Genomic DNA, 24336 nt, shown 5'->3' with positions numbered 1-24336 from the left:
GGGGGAGCGTCTCCTTGAGCGCTCCCTATGGCGATTTGTTGACGCCCCGGCGCCCCGACGCGGCGCCGTCCCCTACATCGCCTCCTTGATGCCCTTCCGGATGAGCCACCAGTTCACCGGGTAGGAAGTCAGAAAGCCGCAGATCATGGCGATCTGCATGGACGCCCAGAACTCCACGGTGTTCACCTCGAGCTTGGCACCGAGGATAGCGCCAAAGACCCAGAAATGCATGAGCGCCATGAAGCCGTACATGCCGATCTGCCAAGATGTCAGCGAGAGCGTGTCGGCCTTGACCGCTTCGATCAGCCCTTTGCCCGGGGACAGGCCGCGCATGGGGACGATCGTTGCATACTGAAAGGCAACGCCGAAGATGAAGGCGAAGATGTAGTCGACGATCCAGGCCGCGAAGATCTTCTCCCCGAACAGGCTTTCATAGCCGAACCAGACGGCGATGACGGGAACCAGGAAGACCAGCCATTCGGCCACGATGTCGCCTAGGGTGCAGCCGGCGCCGCAATGGGTCGCCCCCTTGCCCACCTTGACCGGAAACGGCGTCAGCTTCTTGTGCGGCATTGGCTCGTCGTTCTGCATGGCGGCATGGGCGACCTCGTGCCGCGCAAGCCGGCCATAGGTCCAATAACCCCAGATCGCGAGTGGCCCGGCATAAAGGCCGGTGACCGGCCAGACGAAGTTCATGATCGTCATATGTTGAGGATGACGCATGACGTCGACAGCGATGATCGCAGCCGAGACGAAGCCGATCGCCAGCATTACGATCGCGAGCCCATGAAGCCATTCCGGTATCATTGAAACACCCCTTTTACGCACACAGGATTTCCGTTTGCGTGCCGAACGCCGCGCGATCCGGGTGGTTTCGCCTGCTTCCGCCGAATTGCTCGCACAGCTAAGCATCTGCGCTGCCGACTGCCGATCGGCGGGACATTTCCGCGCAGATTGGATCGGTGGCGTTCGTTTGCCGGCTGCAGCAGAAAAAAGGCGTTGGCTTTGGCTTCCACAAAGTCTAGCTTCGTTGTGGTCATCCACCGACGGACCGCGCTGGTCGAATTCGCAGTGATGACCATGATGCGAAAGAAACCAGCGTGCACTCTCGTTCCTGACAGTATGCTTCGGGATACTTGTCGAAAACAAGAAATTGGGGAGAAGGCATGAAGAAGCTTCTCGCATCGACTGTGGTCGCAGCCGCAACATTTGGATTTTCCGCGACCGCCTCCGCGCAGGAGAGTTGCGATCTGACGATTTCCAACATGAACTGGGCATCAGCCGAGGTCATGGCCTCGATCGACAAGATCATTCTGGAAGAGGGTTACGACTGCTCGGCACGTCTCGTCCCGGGCGACACCATGCCGACCTTCGCCTCCATGACGGAAAAGCAGGAGCCGGACGTCGCCCCGGAAATGTGGATCAACCAGTTCCGCGAACAGATCGACTCCGCCGTCGATGAGGGAACCGTCGAATACGCTGCCGAGGTCCTGTCGGACGGTGGCGAGGAAGGCTTCTGGATCCCGCAGTACTTCGCCGAGGCCCATCCCGAGATCAAGACGGTCGAGGATGCCTTCAGCCACCCCGAGCTCTTCCCTTCCAAGGAAGATCCTTCCAAGGGCGCCTTCTACAACTGCCCGGCCGGTTGGGGTTGCCAGATCACCTCGGCGAACCTTTTCGAAGCGTTCGACGCGGAGGAGAAGGGCTTCGTGCTGGTCGATACCGGCTCGGCAGCCGGCCTCGACGGCTCGATCGCCAATGCCTACGAGAACGAGGATCCGTGGTTCGGCTACTACTGGGCCCCGACCGCCATTCTCGGCAAATACCCGATGGTGAAGCTCGACTTCGGCGTCGAGCATGATCCCGAGGAATGGCAGAACTGCACCACGGTCGCCGACTGCGAGGATCCGAAGAAGAACGCCTGGACCAAGTCTGAGGTCTACACTGTCGTCACCCCCAAGGTCGACGAGATGAAGAACGGCGTAAAGGAGTATCTGAACACCCGCGCCTGGGGCAACGACACCGTCAACAAGCTCCTGGCCTGGAAGGAAGACAACCAGGCCACCGGCGAGGACACGGCCTATTATTTCCTGGAAAACAACGAGGACATCTGGACCGACTGGGTTTCCCCGGAAGCGGCCGAGAAGATCAAGGACGCGCTTTGATCTAGCCATGCGAGCCGATGCTGTGGGCGCGACACGGGCCGTTGTCTTTACGGGTGCGAACCCGGCGCCTTGGCCTCGCTGCGCTCTGCGTCACGCGAAGGAATGCGGAGTCGGCGCATCGCAATGAGAAATTCCCGGGTGGCACCATCGCCGCCCGGGATTTTTTTTCGAGTGATCGGAGTGGGCCGCCTACCAAACACTCCGAGAATCGACTTCACAGGAAAAGGACAGGCGAAAACGCCTGCAAGAACAACAAAGGGATCCTGACCATTGGATTGGCTGTTCAACTGGATGCCGGAATGGCTGGTGGAATTTCCCCAGATCGCGGGTCGCAATCTGCGACTGATGTCGCGGACGATCGATCAACAATACCGCGATTTCTCACGCGCGTGGGGTGACTCGATCGAGGCCTTCTTCCGGCCCCTTCTCGACTTTCTTCTCTGGTTCGAAAACATTCTGATCGAAACGCCATGGTGGATCATCCTGGCGGCCATCACGGCGATCGTCTGGTTCGCCAGTCGCTCGAAGAAGATCACGATCGGAAGCTTCGTCGCGCTCGTCCTCATCGGCGTCTTCGGCATGTGGGAAGACACGATGCGCACGCTGTCGATCATCACCGTTTGCACCCTGCTCGCGATCGTCGTCGGCATGCCGATCGGCATCCTGATGTCGCGGTCAGACAAGCTGCAGGCGACGGTCAATCCGATTCTCGACGTGATGCAGACGATGCCGTCCTTCGTCTATCTGATCCCGATCGTCATGCTGCTCGGCATCGGCCTGATCCCCGGTCTCATCGTCGTCGTGATCTACGCCATGCCGCCGATCATCCGGCTGACCAATCTCGGGATCCGGCTGGTCGACAAGGAGGTTCTGGAAGCCGCCAACGCCTTCGGCTCGTCCAGCTGGCAGAAACTCGTCGAAGTGCAGCTTCCCCTGTCCCTGCCGACGATCATGGCCGGCATCAATCAGACCATCATGATGGCGCTTGCCATGGTGGTCGTCGCGTCACTGATCGGCGTGCGCGGCCTCGGCCAGCCGGTGCTTCAGGCGATCACCAACCAGTACTTCACTCAGGGCGTGCTCAACGGTCTCGCGATCGTCGCCATCGCCATCATCTTCGACCGCGCCAGCCAGGCCTATGGCCAGCGCCTGCAGCGCCACCGGGAGGCGTCCCATGGCTGAGACCGCGATCAAGGTTCGCAATCTCTACAAGATCTTCGGCAACAACGACCGCGCCATGGTCGAGAAGGTCAAGCAGGGCCTCTCGAAGACCGAACTCCTGGCCGAATACGGGCACGTGCTCGGTCTCAGGGACATCAATATCGACATGCCGGCCGCAAGCATTCAGGTCGTCATGGGGCTGTCCGGCTCCGGCAAGTCCACGCTGATCCGTCACCTCAACCGGCTGATCGAACCCTCAGCCGGCGAGGTGCTGGTCAATGGGGAGGACGTCCTGAAGATGTCGGCCAAGCAACTCCGGGAGTTTCGCCGGCACAAGATCTCCATGGTGTTCCAGCGCTTTGCGCTCCTGCCCCACAAGACCGTCATGGACAATGTCTGCTATGGGCTGCACGTCATGGGCAAGTCCAAGGCCGAGCAGAGGAAGGCGGCGGCGCGCTGGATCGAGCGCGTGGGTCTCGGCGGCTACGAGGACAACTACCCCGCCCAGCTTTCCGGCGGCATGCAGCAGCGCGTCGGCCTTGCCCGGGCGCTCGCGACCGACGCGGACATCCTTCTCATGGACGAGGCCTTCTCGGCGCTCGACCCACTGATCCGCACCGACATGCAGACCGTCCTGCTGGATCTGCAGAAGGAACTCGCCAAGACCATCGTCTTCATCACCCACGATCTCGACGAGGCACTCCGGCTGGGCGACAAGATCGCCATCCTGCGGGATGGCGAAATCGTCCAGCAGGGTACGGCGCAGGAGATCGTGCTCGATCCGGCGGACGAGTACATCTCGTCCTTCGTCCGCGAGGTCAATCGCGGCCGGGTGATCCAGGCGGAAACGATCATGGAGACCCCGGCCCCGGCTTCGGTCGCGGCTTCGGAGAGTTTTCCGGTCGAGGAAGGCACGGTGCTGGAGGAAGTCGCGCGTCGCATGACCGAAGAGGGCATCGACAACGCCCATGTGGTCGACGATGCAGGCAAGCCGCTCGGGACCCTGACCATGCGCTCTGTCATGGCGGGGATGGCGACGCCGGTTCTCAAGGAAGCGCTGGAAGAGGAGACGGGTGTCGCCGAGGCGGAGAAGCAGCCGTCGTAGGCTGCCGCACGGCGTATCGGCGACCGGGGCAGAGCGCTGGTCGCCGCCAGTCCGCGCTTTGCCAGCTTATGCCGCCGAACGCTGCCGGATATGCGCCGCGTTTTCGGAGTGCTCCTCGGCGGCCTGCGCGAGTGCGGCGCTGGCCATTGTCAGGCGAAGGTAACAATCCGCCAGCAGATCGAGATCGACCGGCGCCTGTCTGATCAGCGCGGTCTCGATCGTCTCGCGCTCGTAGCCGGCTTCGAGAAGGCTTCGAATCAGCGCGGTGACCACTTCCGGATCCTCCAGACGCTTCACGGATCGGTCGAACACGGCGAGAATCTCCTAGCAGAACACTCCGGCGAGCGGCCTGACCCAGCGGCGTGGCCGCCTTCTTGCCGCCTCATTTGCGGAAATCTGAGCACTGCAAGCTGGCGCGAAGCTTGCCGGCGAAGTTCAGGTTGAACTCACCTGCCGACCCTCCACAGGATCTGCAAGAACGGGACCTCTCCGATGTCTGACCGACTCGCCGGTCTCCTGCGCCAACCGGCACTCCTGGCCGACGGTGCGATGGCCACCAACCTCTTCGAAGTCGGACTTACGCCCGGTGTCGCTCCTGAAACGTGGCTGACCCGTCATCCCGAGCGGATCGCCGCCTTGCACAGCGCCTTCGTCGCCAACGGTTCGGACATCATTCTCACCTGTTCCTTTGGGGCCAATCGTTTTCGGCTCTGGCCCTGGAATGCCCAAGGAGAGGCTTTTGCGCTCAACCGATGCGCGGCCGCGCTCGCCCGCGACGTGGCGGACCGCTCGGACCGGATCATAGCCGTTGCAGGGTCGGTCGGCCCGACCGGTCTTGGTGTTGCTCCGCACGGGACGCTTTCAATCAAGGCGGCGAGCGAAGCCTTCGCGGAGCAGATTGCGGGATTGAAGGCCGGTGGCGCCGATCTGGTCTGGATCGAGACCATTGCGACCGTCGAAGAGGCTCTGGCCGCGGCCAGAGCGGCTATCGCCTGCGACTTGCCCTTTGTCGTCACGGCGAGCTTCGAACGCGCCGGCCGGACAGCCACCGGCGTTTCTCCGAGCGCCTTTCGCACCGCGCTTGAACAGCTCGACCCGGCGCCGGTCGCCATCGGGGCCAATTGCGGAGCCGGCCTTGCTGAAACCCTGACGGCGGGTATCGAACTCGCCAGGAACAGCCGGAGCCCTCTTGCCCTCAAGGCGAACTGCGGCCTGCCTCGGCTGGTCGATGGCCGAGCCGTCTACGAAGTGGCGGCGGAAGAGATGGCAGCCTATGCCCTGCGAGCGGTCGAACTTGGCGCCCGGATCGTCGGCGGTTGCTGTGGCACCACGCCGGCACTCGTCAGGGCGATGCGGAAAGCGATCGACGCTCATGGGCCGGGTCCCCAACCGACCGCTCAATGAGCGCCGCCGTCCCCGCGGACAGCCACAGGCGGAGTGACATCGAAGACGTGGCGCTCGAAACGAACGAATAATGGGGTCGCGCATCCAGGTTATCGAAAAAGTCGCCCCGCTGCTCCGAATCAGTCCGGCTCATCCGCCTCGACGGCCCCGCGATGACGGGTTCGCTCCGCCTTAATCCTCCCAGCCCCCTCGGAGAGTGTCCGATGGGCAATGGTTACAAACGAAATTTTTGAAAACAGGACCGAAAGCGGCGAATTTTCAGATTTGATTAATAAGGCAGCCATTTTATCGAACAGGTTGAACTTCTCGCGGGAACACGTTCATGCGGCGATCTGTAGCTTGCGCGACCATTCTCTTGACCTTTCCCGTTCGAGGCGAAGCGTCCGAAGTCCTCGAGCCGACCAGCGCGCTTCCGGCTCCCGACATCTATGTCTGGGTCCTGACGTCGGCGGCGCTCGTGTTGCTGATGCAGATGGGCTTCATGCTTCTCGAAGCCGGCCTCGTTCGTTCGAAGAACTCGGTCAATGTCGCCCAGAAGAACGTTCTCGACCTGCTCCTCTCCATCGTCGCATTTGCTGCGGTCGGCTTCATGCTGGCCTTCGGTCGGGATTCCGGCTGGGGCTTCGGCAACGAGCTGCGCTTTGCTTTCCTCAACAACGTAAGCAGCAGTGAATATGCATTCTTCGCCTTCCAGGTGATGTTCTGCGGCACGGCTGCCACCATCGTCTCGGGCGCGGCGGCAGAGCGATTGCGGCTCTCCGTCTACGGGCTGACCACGGTCTTCATTGCCGCCTTTATCTACCCGATCTTCACCCATTGGGCCTGGGGCGCCGCCCTCGGCCCCAGCTCATCGGCCTTTCTTGCCAATATGGGCTTTGTCGACTTCGCCGGCTCGACCGTCGTCCATTCGACGGGGGCGTGGATTTCGCTCGCTGCCTGCATCGTGCTCGGGCCGCGCATTGGCCGATTCCAGCCGGATGGCACGGCGCGGCGCATTCCCGGGCACAGCGCCGTTCTCGCCACGGCCGGGGCGATGATCATCTTCGTCGGCTGGATCGGCTTCAATGGTGGCTCGACCATCACCGCTTCGCCGGATATCGCCCACATCGTCGCCAACACCGTTCTGGCGGCCGGCGCCGGCGGCACGATCGGTTATCTCTACGGCCTCTACAGGGATGGTCTGACCCTCCCCGAAAAACCGGTCTGCGGCATGATCGGCGGGCTGGTGGCGATCACCGCCGGATGCCATCTGGTCGGCGGATCGGGCGCGATGGCGTTGGGCTTTCTCGGCGGGCTGGTGGCCTTGTGCGGCAATGATCTCGTCGAGCGCTGCAAGATTGACGACGCCGTGGGCGCCATCGGCTGTCATGGCTTTGCCGGCATCACGGGCACCCTTGGTCTCGCCCTGCTCGCGCCGGTCGAGCTGCTGCCGGCTCAGGACCGCCTGACCCAGCTCGCGCTCCAGAGTGCGGGGGCGGGTATCAACTTCCTCTGGGTCTTCCCGCTGGCCTTCGGCTTCTTCAAGCTCATCGACCGGGTCAAGCCGATCCGCGTCAGCGCCGCCGACGAGGAACGCGGCCTGAACCAGGCCGAGCACGACACCACCCTCGGCATTGGCAACATGGAGACCGCGCTCGAGGAGATCATCAGCGGAAAGGTGAATCTCAGCCACCGACTTCCCGTCGAGGCAGGCGACGAGTCCGAGCGCGTCACGCGCCTGTTCAACGCATTTCTCGACGGGATCGAGAATTCCGAGACCGCCCGCCGCCACAAGGAGACGCTGCAGGCGGCCCGTCGCGAAGCGGAAAGGCTCACGGCGATCGCCGACGCCGCCTTCGAGGGTCTCGCCGTGGTGGTCGAGGATCGGATTGTCGACACCAACGCAGCCCTTGCCCGTCTTGTCGGCGAAGTGAATGGACGGCTGAAGGGCCTGCCGGTCGCCGATCTGGTGGCGGCCAACCAGCGCGAGGTCCTCAAACTCGTCATCGAGGACGAGCAGACCAAGGCCTTCGAGGTGGATCTGTACCGCCGCGACGGGGCGCTCATTCCGGTGGAAGTGCGTTCCCGCGAGATCGAGATTCGTGGCATCAAGGCCAAGGTCATGGCCTTCGTCGACCTCTCAGAACGCAAGGCGGCAGAAGAAAAGCTTCGCTTCTCCGCCCATCACGATGCCCTGACGGGCCTGCCCAACCGGATCCTCTTTACCAGCCATCTGGAGAAGACGGTGGAATTGGCCAAGGAGAAAAAGCAGCTGGCCGCGCTGATCACGCTGGATCTGGACCGCTTCAAGGATATCAACGATCTCTATGGCCACCCGGCAGGCGACACGGTCCTGACGGTAACGGCCGACCGACTTCGCCAGACGGTTGGGGACAGCGGAATCATCGCCCGGCTGGGTGGCGACGAATTCGCCATCATCATCCCGAAGGTGTCCTTCAGCAATCAGGTGGCCGATCTCGCCTACCGGGTCGTGCGGGCTTTGGGAAACCCGCTGAATGTGGGCCATGGGGTCCGCCTGCGTCCCGGCGCCAGCGCCGGCTTCGCGCTTGCGCCGCGCGATGCGGTCGATCCGGAAACGATCATCTCACGCGCCGACGTTGCCCTCTATCACGCCAAGCGCAGCGGCCGGAACACCTTCGCCGGCTTCGAACCCGGCATGGATACGGAACTGAAGGTGCGGCGCGAGCTCGAGGCGGACCTCGCCCAAGCCGTGGCCAATGACGAATTGTTCCTGTGCTTCCAGCCCCGTGTCGGGCTGAAGAGCGGCATCGTGGAAAGCTACGAGGTTCTGGCGCGCTGGGACCATCCCAAGCGCGGCCTGATCAGCCCGGCGATCTTCATTCCGATCGCCGAACAGTCCGGAAAGATCGAGGAGATCGGCAGTTGGGTGATCCGCGAAGCCTGCCGTCAGAGCCTCGAGAGGCTCGGCGGTGCGCGGATCAGCGTCAATGTCAGCGGTCACCAGCTCCGCAATCGCGGTTTCGTCGAGAACGTGCTGGCCATGCTGGACGAAGCGGGCTTTCCGCCGGAGGATTTCGAACTCGAATTGACCGAGAGCATCCTCGTCGAGGACAGAGACAGGGCGCTCGCGATCCTGAAGGCGCTGAAGCGCCGCGGCGTGCGCCTGGCACTGGACGATTTCGGCACCGGCTACTCGTCGCTCAGCTATCTGCGCACCTTCCCCTTCGACACGATCAAGATCGATCGCAGCTTCATCTCCAACATGACGGCGGACGAGAGTTCGCTGGCGATCGCCGACGCGGTGATGGATCTCGGCCGCGCCCTCAAGCTGGCGATCGTCGCTGAGGGCGTGGAAACCGCCGAACAACTGGCGATTCTCGCCGGCCGCGGCTGCGACGAGGTGCAGGGCTATCTGTTCTCCAGACCGCTCCCCTCCGACGAGGTCCTGCGCGACATCGACGGGGCCCTCGGTGAACTGCTGCGCGAGATCAAGGGCAAGCAGCGGGAGGGCGACGCCATCCGACGCGCCGCGCTCGCCTGACGTGTTGCTCTGGGCAGATCTTCGGGCGAGCGATCCCGGTCTGCCCTCATGCAGGGAGCGGGCCGGCTGACGAAAGAGGAATGCAGCCTGCCGCCAGCTAGGCGGCGAAGCGCCCCGCATCGGCTCCGTAATAGCCGACATAGCGCGGATTGATGTTCTCGCGCGGTAACACGATCAGGACGTCCGTCGTGCCGAACTGATGGTCGACAACGGCTCCCTCGCCGACATAGCCGCCGAGCCGCAGATAGCCTTTCAAGAGCGGCGGAAGCACGGCCAGCGCGCGACGCGGATCCGTGTCCGCTGCGGTATCGAAGAAGGTCCCGCAATGGGCGTGCGCGCGCACGCGCCATTCCGCCGGGGCCGCCGCATTCGCCTGCAGGAAGGCAAGGGGAGCCGCCAGCGCCTTGGCATCGGTACCGGACAGGGAGGCGCAGCCGAACAGAACGTCGATGTCGTGGCGCAGCACATAGGCCCAGATGCCCTGCCACAGAAGTTCCACCGTGCGCTTGCCGCGATAATCCTTCAGGACACAGGACCGGCCGAGTTCGAGAAAGCGGCGGCCCTTGTGGCGGGCCAGCATCGGCGCAATGTCGAATTCCTGCGCAGTGTAGAAACCACCGGCAAGCGCGGCCCTGTCGCCCTGCATCAGGCGGTAGGTGCCGACAATCCGGTCTCCGATTGCGCCCGTCCGGTCGTTGTCGATGACGAGGAGATGGTCGCAATAGCGATCGAAGGAATCGCGGTCGCGCCGCGTCATCCTCTGAAGCTTGGAGGGCTGCGCGCTCATCTCCTCATAGAAGACGTGATAGCGAAGCTGCTGGGCGGCTTTCACTTCGGCTGCATTGCGCGCCAGCCGCACCTCGAGATTCCCGATCCGGCCGAGCAAGGGCGATGCGGAGTCGAAACGGCGAACGAAATGCAACATTTTCGCCTGCATCGCACCCAGGCCGCGCGGGCCTTCTTCGGAGCCCAATTCCTTTCGGGCCAGACCCTGAGAGGACTGGCCGATCAGTTCTCGGCTTCCATCCTCATCGAGCTCCTGATCTCGGAGACCACGCGTGCCCTGCGCAACCCCGATGCTCTGAGCGACCATCGTCTTCTCCCTCGACCCGACAGCTTTCGCGTTACGCCTCTACGAAGTTTCGGCAACGGTTTCGTGACCGGGTTCGCCACATTATGAAGGTACGAAAGCCCCGGAGACAAGGGCATAAAGAGCGCTTAGCTACCGAATCGTCTTGCAGGAAAGCGCATTGTGGCCGCAAGAGCGTGGTTGGCGAGACCGCCTCCCGCGATGCCGATCAGCCGATCGTCGCAACCGCCCTGCCCCGAATCCTGCCCTCCACGATGGCTTGCGCCGTCGGGATGAGATCGTCGAATCCGATATCGCTCGCGATCGATTCGAGCACCTGCTGATCAAGATCCTCCGCAAGGCGCTGCCACGCCTCAACCCGCCTCTCGGTCGAAGCCATGACCGAGTCGATCCCGACAAGCGTCACGCCCCTCAGGATGAAGGGGGCGACACTCGTCGGCAGGTCCATGCCCTGGGCAAGACCACAGCTCGTGACCACGCCATTGTAGCGCGTCGCCGCCAGGACATTGGCCAGCGTGTGGCTGCCGACCGCATCGACGGCCGCGATCCAGCGTTCCTTGGCCAGAGGGTTGCCGGGTTCCGAGAGCTCGGCCCGGTCGACGATTTCCGCCGCCCCCAGACCTTTCAGATAATCCGCCTCGGCCGTGCGACCGGTAACGGCGAGAACCTCCCATCCGCGCTTGGCGAGAAGGGCGATCGCAAACGAGCCGACACCGCCCGACGCGCCGGTCACGACGACCGGTCCCTGCTTCGGCGAAAGACCGGCCTTCTCCAGCGCGAGAACCGAGAGCATCGCCGTGTAGCCCGCCGTGCCGATGATCATGGCGTCACGGGCTGAGAACCGCTCAGGCCTTGGCACCAGCCATTCGCTCTTGAGCCGCGCGAGCCCGGCATAGGCACCGTAATGGGTCTCGCCCACGCCCCAGCCATTGAGGATGACCTTGTCGCCCGGCTTCCAGAGCGAATTGTCGGAGCGCTCGACGGTCCCGGCCAGATCGACGCCCGGAATCATCGGCCAGCGGCGCACCACGGGAGATTTGCCTGTGATCGCCAGCCCGTCCTTGTAATTGACGGTCGTCGCCTCGACACGGACGTCGACATCGCCATCCATCAGCTCGTCGGGCGACATCTCGACCACGTCGACAGACTGCTTCTTCGCCTCGTCCCGCGAAATCAGGATCGCCTTGAACCGCTCCGCCATATCCGCCTCCCGAGCCTAAAGGACCGAAGAAGGGCAGAAAGGGCGCAGCGCGGGCTTGTCAATCGCGTCTCTCTGCCCCGTCAGGCGCGGAAAAGCGGACGAGCACGAATTCGTCGAGCAGAATCAGGATCGCGCCCACCGTGATGAAGGCATCGGCCAGATTGAAGACGGCGAAGTCGAAGAGCGGCGTATGGAAATAGACGTAGTCCACGACATAGCCGAGGCTGATCCGGTCGATGAGGTTGCCGATCGCCCCGCCCACGATGATCGCCAGGCTGAAATGCGTGAGTTTGCGCTCGCGCGGCGTCTTCACCCACAGGATCAGGACGACGACGAGAACTGTCCCGGACAGAAGGGCCAGTCCGATATCGCCGAAATCGGAGAACATCGAGAAGGCGATGCCGGTGTTGCGCGCGTGATAGAGCGCGAGAAACGGCAGCAGTTCGATGGCGGAGCCCAAGGCCATCGTCGCCACGACAAGAGCCTTGATGGCCTGATCGAGAACGACCGCGACGGTAACGACGAGGAGATTGATCAGGAGGAGACGATGTTTCACAGGCTGAGTGCCCCCCGCCGTGCCTCGAAGAGCATGATGCCGGTCGCGACCGCCAGATTGAGACTGTCGGCCCGCCCGATCTGCGGAATGCGCACCAGCAGGTCGCAGCTTTCCGCAAGGCCGGCGGTCAGCCCCGCCTGCTCGTTGCCCATCATCAATAGCGTCGCCGAGGCCCCATAATCGGGCTCGCGATAGTCGGTCGTGCCGGTCATGTGGGTTCCGAACAGCTTGCCCTGGAAGCCTGCCCGCCAGGCGAGGAAGTCCGCTTCCTTCGTCCGGATGATCGGCACCGCGAAGATCGACCCCATCGTCGCCCGGACGGTTTCCAGCGAAAACGGATCGACGCAGTCGCCGATCAGGATCACCGCCTCGGCGCCGGCGGCATCCGCCGTACGCAGGATGGTCCCGAGATTGCCGGGATCGCGCACCCGGTCGAGGGCGACGGCCACACGGCCCGCCGCCAGATCGAATTTCATGAGCGGCGTCAACTGCTTCTGGAAGACGCCGACCGCCGTCTGCGGATTGTCGCGCCGGGTGATCGCCTCCAGAACCTTGTTGCTCGCTTCCAGAACGTCGGTGCCGAGCGCCACGGCGCGGGAGACCGCCCGCATCAGGGTCTCGCTGCCGCCTTCGAGCGCGGCCTTGGCGACGACCAGCGTCTTCAACTGCCAGCCGGCCTCGAGCCCGTCGAGCACGAGCTTCAGCCCCTCGACCAGAAACAGTCCGGTCTCGTCGCGATGGCGCTTCTGGGAGAGCGCGCGAATATCCTTGACGATCGGATTGGCGGCGCTCGCGACCTCCTTCACCCGCCCCGGCGCGCCGATGGCGCGAGGAGTCGGCAGGTCCTTGCGGTGGGTGTCAGTCATCGGCGATCCAGCGGCTGAAGAGCGATGTGGACAGGAGGCGGGGTTCTTCTCCGGCTTCCGAAATCAAGAGTTCGCCCGCTTCGATGCGCCCGCCAAGGCCCCGGAACGCTTCGCCCATCAGGGCGCCGAGCGAATAGAAGGAGGCGCGGATCGAATAGGCCGTCAGAACGACGGAATCCGCCGGTTCGGCGAGAAGCGCCCGGGTGAGCCCCAGGAGATAGGGCAGATCCTCGAAAAGCTCCCAGGTCTCGCCCTTGGGACCGCGTCCGAATTTCGGCGGATCGAGAAGGATGATGTCGTAACGACTTCCGCGCTTCACCTCCCGCTCGGCGTAGCGCACCGCATCCTCGCAGATCCAGCGGATCGGCTTGTCGAGCAGGCCGGCGACTTCCTGGTTCTCCCGCGCCCAGGCGATCGCCTTTTTGGAGGCATCCACATGGGTGACCTCGGCACCGGCGCGGGCAGCAAGCAGCGAAGCGAGGCCGGTATAGCCAAACAGGTTCAGAACGCGGGGCTGCCGGCCGGCTGCTAGTCGGGCCGCGATGCGCCGTTCCATGAAAGCCCAGTGCTCGGCCTGTTCGGGAAACACGCCGACATGGCGGAAGGAGGTGAAGCGGCCGAGATAGGACAGATCGTCATGCGAAAGCGGCCAGGTCTCGCCCAGCGGCTCACCGGGAAATCGCCAGCGGCCAAGTCCCTCTTCCTCGGTATCGCCCGAGAACACGGCATGGGCGGCGTCCCACTCGGCCGCGGCGAGGCGGCGTGGCCAGATCGCCTGGTTTTCCGGCCGGCGCACGAAATGAGGCCCGTATCGCTCGAGCTTCTCGCTGTCTCCCGTGTCGATCAGGGCATAGTCGTCGCCCGGCCGCACCACCAGCATCACCGGGGCTTGGAGACGCGGGCGCTCGCCGATCGGCGCGGCCAGTTCGAGACGGTTCGTCTGGCTACGTGGCTCGGCGGGCGCCTCGTCCCGTGCCTTTGCCCGCCCTTGAGGTTTGGCCGCCTTCGCGGCGCCCGCCTCGTCCCGGGCCCCGCGCGAATCGCCTCGTGCGGCACGGGCCGGACGGCTGCGCGCGTCGGTTTTCTGGGGACGGCGGCTGCGCGCCAAGGCGACTCTCCTGCCCTTGTGTGATCGAATTCGCTCTCTAGCGGTTCTCTTTCGCCTTGGCAAAAGCCGCAAAACCGTCAAGTTAGAGAGCCGCCAAACTGAAGCGGCCGCAGGGGCGGCCGGATCGAACCGGGAGGACGAGACATGGATCTGAAGGGCGAACACCGGCTGCCGGCCAGCCGCGAAACCGTGTGGGCGAAGCTCAACGACCCGGAGGTGCTGAAACGCTGCATTCCCGGCTGCGAGGAACTGGAAAAGACCGGCGAGAACGAGATGAAGGCGACGGTGGTCGCCAAGGTCGGGCCGGTGAAGGCCAAGTTCAACGGCGAGGTTCGCCTTGAGAACATCAATGCCCCGGTGAGCTATTCGATCGTCGGCGAGGGCAAGGGCGGCGTCGCCGGCTTCGCCAAGGGCGGCGCGGACGTGCATCTGGAGGAAGACGGCGCGGAAACCGTTCTGACTTACGACGTCAAGGCGCAGGTGGGCGGCAAGCTTGCCCAGCTCGGCGGCCGCCTGATCGATTCCAGTGCCAAGAAGCTCGCCGGCCAGTTCTTCGACAATTTCGCCAAGGAAGTCGAAGCGGCGGAAAGCGGCGCGCCGGCGCAGGCCTGAGCGGGCTCCCGACGCTCGCGATTTCGACCGAAGCGCTCGAGGCGAAGCGGCCACTCTGGCAATAGGCTTCGGCAGGACGATAAGGGTAGAATGTCAGTTTCGATCAAAGAGGCGGCCGGAACATTCGGCCGCCTCGGAGTCACACCATGAATTCGCTGCCTGCGATGACCGATACCGAAGATAGGCCGCGACTTGTCGAGATCCCCGGCAATCCTGCGCCCGAGAGCCTCGTCGTCGGGACGCTGAAGACCTCGGACGGGCGTCGGCTTCGCCATGCGGTATCCAATCTGCCCAACCGGTCGCGCGGCACTGTTCTGATTCTCCAGGGCCGCAATGAATCGATCGAGAAATATTTCGAGACGATCAGCGATTTGAACCGCCGCGGCTTTTCGGTCGCGACCTTCGACTGGCGCGGCCAGGGCGGATCGGAGCGACTGATCCGTCGCCGATCCCTCGGCCATGTGCGCCATTTCGGCCAGTATCTTCTCGACCTCGAATGCATCCTTCAGGACGTCGTACTGCCCGATTGCCGCGGCCCCTACGTCGTGCTCGGCCATTCCATGGGCGGGCTGATCGCACTCCACGGCGCGACACGCCTCGCCAACTCCATCGAGTGCATGGTTCTTTGCGCGCCACTCCTTGGCTTCGTGCGCGAGCGACCCGGTCTGAAGACGGTTCACCGGCTCGCCCGTCTCGCCTCCTGGACCGGCTTCGGGCGGAGCCCGATCCGCCGCGCCATCCCCGGCAAGATCCCCAATCCCGCCGACAATCCCCTCACCTCGGACGGCGAACGCTTCGAGCGGAATCGGCGGCTGGCCCAGGCCGCGCCGGACCTGTTCCTGGGTAGCCCGACCGTCTCCTGGCTTGCCGCCGTCACCGGGGCGATGCGCCGGCTCGAAAGCTCGCGCGAGATCGCGCGGCTGTCCGTCCCGACGCTCTTCGTCACCGCGGGCGGGGACAGCGTCGTCTCGACGCAGGCGATCGAAAGGCTGGCCTGGCGCATGCGCTGCGGCTCCAGCGTGACGATCCCGCTTGCCCGGCACGAATTGCTGCAGGAGGCCGACCGGTTTCGCGAACAGGCGCTCGAAGCCTTCGACGCCTATGTCTCCGGCAGCCTGCCGGTGGCGGCCTGAAAGCGAAGGTCTCAACCAATGGGGACCGCAGCCTTCCCTGCTGCAATCACTCCGTCAGAATAGCGGACGCCGCTTCCAGCAGTTCCGGTGTTGCTGCTGCGATGACATCGCCTCCACGCTCCGGTCGATCGCCAGAGAAGGTCGCTACCACGCCGCCCGCCTGTTCGACCAGCGGGATCAGAGCGGCGATATCGTAGGGCTTGAGGCCGGATTCCACCACCAGATCCACATGGCCGGACGCCAGCATGGCGAAGGCATAGCAGTCGGTCCCGAAGCGCGTCAGTCGGGCCGCATCTTCCAAAGCCTCGAAGCGGTCGAGCATCGAGCCTTCGAAAAGGCGCGGCGAGGTGCTGAACAGGACGGCGTCACCAAGTTCGGTCGTCTTGCGCACCTGTAACGGCTGCGGCAGCTGACCTGCGCGGCTCGCGAAGGTCGCGGTCCCGTCGGCATAGAAGCGCTCGCCCGTAAAGGGTTGCGACATGATGCCGAGCCGGGCGCGGCCGGCGACGTAATAGCCGATCAGCGTGCCCCAGACCGGGATACCGGTGATGAAGGCGCGGGTGCCGTCGATCGGATCGATGATCCATTCCCGGTCCCCGCCGCCGGTCGACCCGAACTCCTCGCCGAGGATGGCATGATCGGGAAATCGGGCGCCGATGGCCGACACGATTGCGCGTTCGGCCGCTCGGTCCGCCTCGGTGACCGGGTCGAAGCCCTCCCCCTCGATTTTGTTGTGGATCCCACCCCCGGCGCGAAAGCGCGGCAAGGTCTCGGCATCGGCGGCATCGGCCAGCCGCATCAGAAATTCAGCATCAGGTTCGGCGTTCACATCGACCCCCGGTTCGAAAGCGCTGCTGCCCTCACAAAGACACGACAAAAAAATGCTTAGCGAATGATCATCGCCATTGACAGATTTGGCGTCGCAGCATAGTTTTGCAGTGCGGCATCGGTTGCCGCTGCCCTTATGGGCGTTTCCTCCCTAGACTTAAGACCGCGCTGTGCGAACAGTGCGGTTCTTTTTTTCGGGCAGCCGTTTCCGGGAAGATGTCGCGCCGGGAAAGCCACCGACCGCGCTCCGCGTCACTCGGCAGCGGCAGGCCGGGAGTAGTCGGCTTCGACGTCGGCAGCGAACCGTTCGACGAACTGGCCCAGCTGGTGCCGCAGCCGGACGAAGCCCTCATGGGGCCGGAACGCCCTTTCATCCGCATAAAGACCGCGATTGATCTCGATCTGCATGGCGTGAAGATCGATCGGCGGGCGTCCGTAATTCTCGGTGATGTAGCCCCCGGCGTAGGGCTTGTTCCGGGCGACGTCGAAACCGAAGGCGGACAGATGCGCGGTCGCCATGGAAACGAAGCGGCTGGACGCGCTGGTCCCGTATCGATCACCGATGACCATGTCGGGCCGCCGCCCGCCCGGCAGGGCGCGAACGCTCGACGGCATGGAATGGCAATCGATGAGGATGGCGAAGCCGAAGCGGTCCCGAGTGCGATAGAGGAGCCGCTCCAGCGCGGCATGAAAGGGACGGTAGATATCCTCGATCCGCCGCAGACCGTCAGGCACGGAAAGCCGCGAATGGTAGATCTCCTCGTTCTCCGCAACGATCCGTGGGATCGTACCGAGCCCGCCTGCGACGCGGAGCGAACTGGTGTTCACGAAGCTGGGCAGCGTCGCGTCGAACATGTTGGGATCGAGTTCGAACGGCTCGCGATTGACGTCGAGATAGGCCCGGGGAAACCGCGCCCTGAGGACTGGCGCGCCATGCTCTGTGGCAAGCGCGAAGAGCTGATCGACGAAGAGATCCTCGGAGCGACGGATCGAATCACGGCAAAGCCGTGTCTCGCTCATCAGGTCGACGGGATAGTCTCGGCCACTATGCGGGGAACAGAACACGAAGGGGATGCTGTGTTCCTTCGGCTCGACGATCTCAAACGCCGGCACCACGCCATTGCTGGTCTTCAGTGTCGGAACTCTCGCCAATCTGATCCCTTCCTTCGCTCCGACGGAAAATTAGGGCTGTTGCCCGAAGACCGCCAATTCCTTTTAGAAAATATTGGTCCGATCTGCTATGAAATTGGTGTAAGGATGAACGACCAGCCAGGGCTTCGACGCCCGGCGAATTCGGATTTTCAGAATGTCGAAGATACTGCTTGCCGAAGACGACAACGACATGCGCCGCTTTCTGGCTAAGGCGCTGGAAAGGGCCGGCTATGAAGTGGTCGCGTATGACAATGGCGGCAGCGCCTATGAACGTCTTCGTGAGGAGCCGTTTTCGTTGCTCCTGACCGATATCGTCATGCCCGAGATGGACGGAATCGAGCTGGCGCGCCGCGCGACGGAACTGGATCCCGATCTCAAGGTGATGTTCATCACCGGCTTCGCGGCCGTTGCCCTCAACCCCGATTCGAAGACGCCGAAGAACGCCAAGATCCTGTCGAAGCCGTTCCATCTGCGCGAACTCGTGGACGAGGTCGGCAAGATTCTCGAAGACGCGGCCTGACGCCGTCGGCTTTACCGGCCAAGAGCGCCCGAAGCGCTCGGCCGACATCTGAAAGACATGAGCGGTCGCTTCCCCTGAAGCGGCCGTTTTTTGTTGCCTGGCGGCAGAAAGACCCACGAATTCAAGCCGATCGCCATGGCAGCGCGACAAAGTGGATTTCCCTATTGACGCCGCGATCCGACCTGTGGTCTATGCCGCTCCGTCGAAGGGGCGTGTAGCTCAGCGGGAGAGCACTTCGTTGACATCGAAGGGGTCACAGGTTCAATCCCTGTCACGCCCACCATCGACAACTCCCACAAACACTCAAGCGCCGTGAAGGCCGCAGCTGTATGAGCGCCGCCGAGCCGCTCGTCTTGCCACAATCTTGCAAGGAACGGGAGTCTCATCTCGATGTGCATGTCGCGAGAGGCGGCAGGCTGCCGACGAACCGCTGCTTGATCTCACGCAGTGAGCGTTGCGGTCAGTAGCTGCCCGGCAGAATCCGGTCCGGCGGACGGTGGCCGTCCATCAGCGTGCGGATGTTGATGATGACCTTCTCGCCCATCTCGATCCGCCCCTCCAGCGTCGCCGAGCCCATGTGCGGCAGAAGCACGACGCGGTTGTCTTCGGCCAGCCGCAGCAGCTTGCGCGAAGCGGTCGGCTCTTCTTCGAACACGTCGAGACCGGCGCCGGCGATCTTGCCTGCCTCGATCGCGGCCACCATCGCCTTTTCGTCGATGATCTCGCCGCGCGCCGTATTGACGATGAACGCATGCGGCTGGACCAGAGCAAGCCGCCGCGCCGACAGGAGATGGAAGGTCGCCGGCGTGTAGGGACAGTTCACCGAGATGATGTCCATGCGCGCCAGCATCTGGTCGAGGCTTTCCCAATAGGTGGCGGCGAGGTCCGCCTCCGTCCTGGCGCTCACGCGGCGGCGATTGTGATAGTGGATTTCGAGGCCGAATGCCTTGGCACGCCGGGCCACCGCGGTGCCGATTCGGCCCATGCCGACGATGCCGAGCTTCTTGCCCCAGATCCGCCGGCCGAGCATCCAGGTGGGCGACCAGCCGGGCCAGCGCCCGCCACCGACGAGCCGTGTGCCGCCTTCGACCAGCCGGCGCGGCACCGCCAGGATCAGCGCCATGGTCATGTCGGCCGTGTCCTCGTTGAGGACGTTCGGCGTATTGGTCACGAAGAGATTGCGCGCGAGCGCCGCCTCGACGTCGATATTGTCGACGCCATTGCCGTAATTGGCGATCAGCTTCAGCCGGTCGCCGGCCTGGTCGATGACGGCACGGTCGATCCGATCCGTCACCGTCGGGACCAGCACGTCGGCCTCGCGGGCGGCCGCGACGAGTTCCGGCTGAGTCATCGGCCGGTCGGTCTCGTTGACACGCGTGTCAAAGAGTTCGCGCATCCGGTTTTCGACCGGCTCCGGCAGCTTGCGGGTCAGGATGACGCGCGGTTTCCTGCGTTCTTCCATCTGTCCCCTCCCCGATCGGCTCGACGGTGACGACCGGCTGGCGCCGACCCGGCCTAAGAGCTTGTTAACCCAAATGCCCGATCCTTTCGGACACTCGGTGGGCGGCCATTCCTAGCAAGCGAGCGGCGCGAAAAAAAGCGCCTCGCATCCCGGCACAATGTCGGCCCGCCGCCATTTCGCCGGCCGCGATCGCTTTCGACTGCGCGGCCGATCGGTGGAGTTGATCGTCATGTTGCGCGTAATGTTTCGTCGAATTCTTCGCTCATGCCTTGCGGCCATGATCGCGGCCCTCGTCACAAGCCCGGCCCTGCCACTGCCCGCCGCCGCGGTCGAGACCGGCCCGGTCTCGAAACTGCCTCTGCCGCGATACGTGAGCCTGAAAGCCAGCCGCGTCAACGTTCGCGTCGGGCCCGGCCGGCAATATGCCGTTTCCTGGCTCTATCTGAAGCCGGGCCTGCCGGTGGAAGTCATCCAGGAATACGAGCTCTGGCGCCGCATCCGCGATTCGGAAGGCTCGGAGGGCTGGGTGTACCACTCGCTGCTCTCGGGCGAACGCACCTCGATCGCAGCGCCCTGGCTGAAGGGCAAGGCGACGATGATCGACGTCCACCGGAGCCCGGCCGTGGATGCCCCCCTGGCCGCAAGGCTGGAACCGGGCGTCGTCACCCAGGTGCAGGAATGCGAATCGGGCTGGTGCGAAATCACCGTCTCGAACCGCGACGGGTTCGTCCGGCAGGAAGACATCTGGGGTGTCTATCCCGGAGAGATATTCGACTGATTTTTCCGTATTCCGCACGAGAGGGAGACGACAATTCCCCCTCGTGCGCGCCCTTGAGCACCCGACGCCCTTGGATCGCGCATCCCTTCTCGCCTATCATATGGGACAGAGATCAATTCTCCCTCCTGCCGCAGCGATCAAGGGGAACATGGATGGCGTCCAACTCGAACGGACCGCTCGAGGCGACAATGCCGCGTGAAGCCAGGGAAGGGCGAAAGCCCATGGCTGCGCGCCCTCGCCGCCTGGGTTCGCTTGCCGTCCTTCCGGTATTCTTCTCGATCAGGGGTCGCCCGGTTCTGATGGGCGGCGGCTCTGCGGCTGCGGCCTGGAAGGCCGAAATGCTGGCGGCTGCAGGCGCCGCGGTCGAACTCTACGCTCCTGCCGACGAACTCGACGGCGAGATGGAAGAGCTGCTGGCCGAGATCGGTACGCAGGAGCAGCCCGAGGCCGGCCGAATCCGCCGCCACGATCGGCCCTGGGCGATCGATCTCTTCTCCATTGATAGCCCGCGCTTTGCGCTCGCGATCCTCGAGACGGAGAGCGAAGCCGAGGGTCAGGCCTTCGCCTGCGCCGCGCGAGACGCTGGCGTACCGGTCAATGTCGTCGACAAACCGGCTTATTGCGACTTCGCCTTCGGCTCGATCGTCAACCGTTCACCCGTCGTGGTCGGCATTTCGACCTTCGGCGCCGCGCCCATTCTTGGCCAGGCGATTCGCCGTCGCATCGAGACGCTGCTTCCGCCGGCGCTTGCCGGCTGGGCGCAGCTCGCCGCCGATCTGCGGCAGAGCGTCATGGACAGGCTGTCTCCCGGCATCGAACGGCGGAGCTTCTGGGAGCGATTCACCGACAAGGCGTTCCTGACCCGCGCCCCGGACGCCGAGGATGGCCGGGACGCAGCCCGTCTGATCGGCGAGATCGCCAGCACTCCGATTTCGGAAGACGGGCCCCGCCTCGGCAAGGTGACGCTGGTCGGCGCCGGCCCCGGCGAGGCCGAACTCCTGACCCTGAAGGCCGTGCGCGCGCTGCAGGCGGCGGACGTCATCCTGTTCGACGACCTCGTCTCGGATGCGATCCTGGAGCTCGCCCGGCGCGAAGCCAAGCGCATGATGGTCGGCAAGCGGGCGGCCCGCGAAAGCTGCCGTCAGGAAGACATCAACCGCATGATGATCAATTTCGCCAAGGCGGGGAAGAGCGTCGTGCGGCTCAAATCCGGCGACGTCTCGGTGTTCGGTCGTGCCGGCGAAGAGCTAAAGGAGTTGAAGCGAGAAGGCATCCCGGTCGCGATCGTACCGGGCATCACCGCCGCTTCGGCGCTGGCCGCCACCTTCAACGTCTCGCTCACCCATCGCGACCACGCCCAGGAGCTTCGCCTCGTCACCGGCCACTCGAAAAAGGGCGGGCTTCCCGAAGAGGTCGACTGGCAGGCGCTCGCTACCCGCAACGCGACCACGATCTTCTACATGGGAGGGCGGATGGCCGGTCGGATTGCCGAACGGCTGATGCATCATGGCCTTGCCGGCGATACGCCGGTGGCGGTCGCCGCCAATCTCTCCCGCGAGGACGAGACGCAGGCCGCCGGGCGCCTGGACAAGCTTGCGGAAATCGTCGCGGGCATTGGCCTCGACCGGCCGATCCTGATCGGCGTCGGGCATGTCTTCGGCGAAGCGGCCCGAGCGGCCGAAGGCGCTCCAGACGATATGGCCGGCGTGCAGGAACTCGTCGGATAGGAACGGCTGCCGAGAGAAGCAGCAGGTTGTGCCGACGCCCCGCCCTACCGCGCCGGATCGATCAGAACGCTGGTGCGATCGAGCACCGATCGCAGCGCAAAGGACGAGTTGATCCGCGTGACGTGGGGAAAGGCGGAAAGATAACGCTTGTGGATGCGCTCGTAGTCTTCCAGATCGCGGGCGGCGACCCGGAGGATGTAGTCGTATTCCCCCGACATCAGGAAGCAGACGAGAACGTTGGGGCATTGCCGCACCGCCTCTTCGAACTCGGCCAGCTGCCGCTCGCTCTGGCCTGACAGTGCGATCGAGACGATGATCGTGATCGGATGGCCGAGAAGTCTGTTCGACAGGCGGGCGTGATAGCCGACGATCGCCCCTTCCGCTTCCAGCCGTTCCAGACGCCTCGAACAGGCCGAGGCCGAGAGCCCCACGCGCTCGGCCAGCGCATTCACCGTCAGCCGGCCCTCGCGCTCCAGAGCGCGCATCATCGCAAGGTCGAAACGGTCCGGCGTCACCATGCGACGAATAACTGCACAGAGTCGGCATTCGGCGCAAGAAACATGCATCTCGCGCGGTGCCGGACAGCTTTTCGCCGGGACTTTTCCGACAGATTGCCATCCCTTCCTCGGTCGAGACTTCCGCGAAACCCCGGTCAGGAAAGAACCCATGCGCGTCGGATGCCCGAAGGAGATCAAGAATCACGAGTACCGCGTCGGACTGACGCCGGCCGCGGCGCGCGAATACGCGGCCCATGGCCACGAGGTGCTGATCGAGACCGGAGCCGGCGCAGGAATCGGCGCGGCGGACGCCGAATATGAGGCTGCCGGTGCGCGGATCGTCTCCACGACGGACGAAATCTTCGCCACCGCCGACATGGTGGTGAAGGTCAAGGAGCCGCAGCCGAACGAATGGGCCGAGCTCCGCGAGGGCCAGATCCTCTACACCTATCTTCACCTAGCGCCGGATCCGGCGCAGACCAAGGGCCTCGTCGAGTCCGGCGTGACCGCCGTCGCCTACGAGACCGTCACCGACCCGCGCGGCGGGCTTCCGTTGCTTGCTCCCATGTCGGAAGTCGCCGGGCGGCTTTCGATCCAGGCCGCGGCCCGGGCGCTCGAAAAGGCGCAGGGAGGGCGCGGCGTGCTGCTGGGCGGCGTGCCGGGCGTCGCGCCGGGCAAGGTGGTGATCATCGGCGGCGGCGTGGTCGGCAAGGAGGCCGCGAAGATGGCCGTCGGCCTCGGCGCGGACGTCACGATCCTCGACCGATCCCTGCCCCGCATGCGCGAACTAAACGATCTCTTCGCCGGCCGCGTGCACACCCGCTTCTCGACGCCGACTGCCGTCGAGGAAGAGGTATTCGCCGCCGATGCGGTGATCGGCGCGGTGCTGATCCCCGGCGCCGCCGCGCCGAAGCTCGTGACCAAAGACATGCTGTCCGGCATGCAGAAGGGGGCGGTGCTGGTGGATGTCGCCATCGACCAGGGCGGCTGCTTCGAGACTTCGCACCCCACCACCCATGCCGAGCCAACCTTCGAGATCGACGGCATCGTGCATTACTGCGTCGCCAACATGCCGGGCGCCGTGCCGGTGACCTCGGCGATCGCCCTCAACAATGCGACGCTCCCCTTCGGCCTGGCGCTGGCCGATCACGGCCTCGACGCGCTCCGGGCCGATCCACACCTGATGGCGGGGCTGAACGTCCATCGCGGGAAGATCACCAACCGGGCCGTAGCGGAAGCGCTGGGGTATGAGCTGGTGGATGCCGGGACGACGCTGCGCGGTTGAAACGCGGCGCTCATTATGGATCGCGAACCAGAGGGTAAACGCCGCGACACCCCCCTCTGTCACCTCGTGACATCTCCCCCACAAGGGGGGAGAATGGGAGATGCTGCGATCGGTGACAGCCACTCTCCCCCCTTGTGGGGAAGATGCCCGGCAAGGCAGAGGGGGGTGCGCCGGCTCAGCAAGT

22 protein-coding genes and 1 tRNA gene are annotated in these 24336 nt (G+C 64.3%); 12 read left to right on the top strand and 11 right to left on the bottom strand.

All coding sequences use genetic code 11. The features are described from left to right. Positions 1-72 precede the first annotated feature (72 nt). Complete coding sequence (locus MF134_RS09935; protein WP_255339275.1) at positions 73-807, bottom strand: DUF4396 domain-containing protein; 735 nt, start codon at positions 805-807, stop codon at positions 73-75. 359 nt (positions 808-1166) lie between these two features. On the opposite strand from MF134_RS09935, the gene MF134_RS09930 reads away from it, so the two are divergent. From MF134_RS09930 to MF134_RS09920, 3 genes are all read left to right on the top strand, one after another. Further along, positions 1167-2165 (top strand): ABC transporter substrate-binding protein, encoded by a 999-nt coding sequence (locus MF134_RS09930; RefSeq protein WP_255339274.1) that lies wholly within the window; start codon positions 1167-1169, stop codon positions 2163-2165. A 291-nt stretch (positions 2166-2456) separates the two neighbouring features. Next, a complete protein-coding gene (locus tag MF134_RS09925; RefSeq protein ID WP_255339353.1) occupies positions 2457-3347 on the top strand; it encodes an ABC transporter permease in 891 nt (296 codons plus the stop codon). Continuing rightward, the gene (locus MF134_RS09920; protein ID WP_255339273.1) at positions 3340-4431 is read left to right on the top strand and encodes a quaternary amine ABC transporter ATP-binding protein; all 1092 of its coding nucleotides are present in this window, start codon (positions 3340-3342) and stop codon (positions 4429-4431) included. The genes MF134_RS09925 and MF134_RS09920 overlap by 8 nt, the downstream gene beginning before the upstream one ends. Before the next feature lie 66 nt (positions 4432-4497). Here the strand turns inward: MF134_RS09920 and MF134_RS09915 are convergent, their stop codons facing one another. Further along, positions 4498-4743, bottom strand: coding sequence for a hypothetical protein (locus MF134_RS09915; RefSeq protein WP_255339272.1), 246 nt, complete (start codon positions 4741-4743; stop codon positions 4498-4500). A gap of 180 nt (positions 4744-4923) precedes the next feature. Here MF134_RS09915 and bmt point away from each other — a divergent pair, with 180 nt between their 5' ends. Next, positions 4924-5835 carry a betaine--homocysteine S-methyltransferase gene (gene bmt / locus MF134_RS09910; protein WP_255339271.1) on the top strand — a complete coding sequence of 304 codons (912 nt, stop codon included), beginning with the start codon at positions 4924-4926 and terminating at the stop codon, positions 5833-5835. Between the two features lie 322 nt (positions 5836-6157). Then, entirely contained in the window at positions 6158-9337 is a 3180-nt protein-coding gene (locus tag MF134_RS09905) for an EAL domain-containing protein (RefSeq protein WP_255339270.1), read from the top strand. Between the two features lie 97 nt (positions 9338-9434). Here MF134_RS09905 and olsB read toward each other — a convergent pair whose 3' ends face one another. From olsB to MF134_RS09880, 5 genes are all read right to left on the bottom strand, one after another. Continuing rightward, positions 9435-10274: a l-ornithine N(alpha)-acyltransferase gene (gene olsB / locus MF134_RS09900; protein WP_255339352.1), complete on the bottom strand. Its 840-nt coding sequence runs from the start codon at positions 10272-10274 to the stop codon at positions 9435-9437. 361 nt (positions 10275-10635) lie between these two features. Beyond that, on the bottom strand, positions 10636-11628 hold the full coding sequence (gene acuI / locus MF134_RS09895) for an acrylyl-CoA reductase (NADPH) (RefSeq protein WP_255339269.1): 993 nt from the start codon (positions 11626-11628) through the stop codon (positions 10636-10638). A gap of 58 nt (positions 11629-11686) precedes the next feature. Further along, a complete protein-coding gene (gene lspA / locus MF134_RS09890; RefSeq protein ID WP_255339268.1) occupies positions 11687-12184 on the bottom strand; it encodes a signal peptidase II in 498 nt (165 codons plus the stop codon). Then, positions 12181-13050, bottom strand: a complete 870-nt coding sequence (locus tag MF134_RS09885; RefSeq protein ID WP_255339267.1) for a TrmH family RNA methyltransferase — start codon at positions 13048-13050, stop codon at positions 12181-12183. The genes lspA and MF134_RS09885 overlap by 4 nt, the downstream gene beginning before the upstream one ends. After that, on the bottom strand, positions 13043-14158 hold the full coding sequence (locus tag MF134_RS09880; RefSeq protein WP_255339266.1) for a class I SAM-dependent methyltransferase: 1116 nt from the start codon (positions 14156-14158) through the stop codon (positions 13043-13045). Before MF134_RS09880 ends, MF134_RS09885 begins: the two co-directional genes overlap by 8 nt. Before the next feature lie 144 nt (positions 14159-14302). On the opposite strand from MF134_RS09880, the gene MF134_RS09875 reads away from it, so the two are divergent. Then, positions 14303-14770, top strand: a complete 468-nt coding sequence (locus MF134_RS09875) for an SRPBCC family protein (protein WP_255339265.1) — start codon at positions 14303-14305, stop codon at positions 14768-14770. A 146-nt stretch (positions 14771-14916) separates the two neighbouring features. Then, positions 14917-15903, top strand: coding sequence for an alpha/beta fold hydrolase (locus MF134_RS09870; RefSeq protein ID WP_255339264.1), 987 nt, complete (start codon positions 14917-14919; stop codon positions 15901-15903). 46 nt (positions 15904-15949) lie between these two features. Here the strand turns inward: MF134_RS09870 and hisN are convergent, their stop codons facing one another. After that, complete coding sequence (gene hisN, locus MF134_RS09865) at positions 15950-16702, bottom strand: histidinol-phosphatase (protein WP_255339351.1); 753 nt, start codon at positions 16700-16702, stop codon at positions 15950-15952. A gap of 281 nt (positions 16703-16983) precedes the next feature. Next, complete coding sequence (locus MF134_RS09860) at positions 16984-17883, bottom strand: N-formylglutamate amidohydrolase (protein WP_255339263.1); 900 nt, start codon at positions 17881-17883, stop codon at positions 16984-16986. A gap of 154 nt (positions 17884-18037) precedes the next feature. Between MF134_RS09860 and cpdR the strand changes: the two genes are divergently transcribed. Both cpdR and MF134_RS09850 read left to right on the top strand, forming a co-directional pair. Continuing rightward, a complete protein-coding gene (gene cpdR, locus MF134_RS09855) occupies positions 18038-18403 on the top strand; it encodes a cell cycle two-component system response regulator CpdR (RefSeq protein ID WP_255339262.1) in 366 nt (121 codons plus the stop codon). Between the two features lie 208 nt (positions 18404-18611). Beyond that, a tRNA-Val gene (locus MF134_RS09850) sits at positions 18612-18686 on the top strand. A 177-nt stretch (positions 18687-18863) separates the two neighbouring features. On the opposite strand, the gene MF134_RS09845 is transcribed toward MF134_RS09850, so the two are convergent. After that, positions 18864-19865, bottom strand: coding sequence for a 2-hydroxyacid dehydrogenase (locus MF134_RS09845; RefSeq protein ID WP_255339261.1), 1002 nt, complete (start codon positions 19863-19865; stop codon positions 18864-18866). 241 nt (positions 19866-20106) lie between these two features. Here MF134_RS09845 and MF134_RS09840 point away from each other — a divergent pair, with 241 nt between their 5' ends. After that, a complete protein-coding gene (locus tag MF134_RS09840) occupies positions 20107-20643 on the top strand; it encodes an SH3 domain-containing protein (protein WP_255339350.1) in 537 nt (178 codons plus the stop codon). Between the two features lie 221 nt (positions 20644-20864). Beyond that, positions 20865-22370 (top strand): siroheme synthase CysG, encoded by a 1506-nt coding sequence (gene cysG, locus MF134_RS09835; protein ID WP_255339260.1) that lies wholly within the window; start codon positions 20865-20867, stop codon positions 22368-22370. Positions 22371-22414: 44 nt separating this feature from the next. Here the strand turns inward: cysG and MF134_RS09830 are convergent, their stop codons facing one another. Then, positions 22415-22885 carry an Lrp/AsnC family transcriptional regulator gene (locus MF134_RS09830; RefSeq protein ID WP_255339349.1) on the bottom strand — a complete coding sequence of 157 codons (471 nt, stop codon included), beginning with the start codon at positions 22883-22885 and terminating at the stop codon, positions 22415-22417. 151 nt (positions 22886-23036) lie between these two features. Between MF134_RS09830 and ald the strand changes: the two genes are divergently transcribed. Beyond that, positions 23037-24152, top strand: a complete 1116-nt coding sequence (ald, locus tag MF134_RS09825) for an alanine dehydrogenase (protein WP_255339259.1) — start codon at positions 23037-23039, stop codon at positions 24150-24152. The last annotated feature ends 184 nt before the right edge of the window (positions 24153-24336 follow it).

The sequence above is a fragment of the Jiella marina genome (genome assembly GCF_024359545.1).
Lineage (GTDB): Bacteria > Pseudomonadota > Alphaproteobacteria > Rhizobiales > Rhizobiaceae > Jiella.
This window is presented reverse-complemented; position numbering and strand designations above follow the sequence as displayed.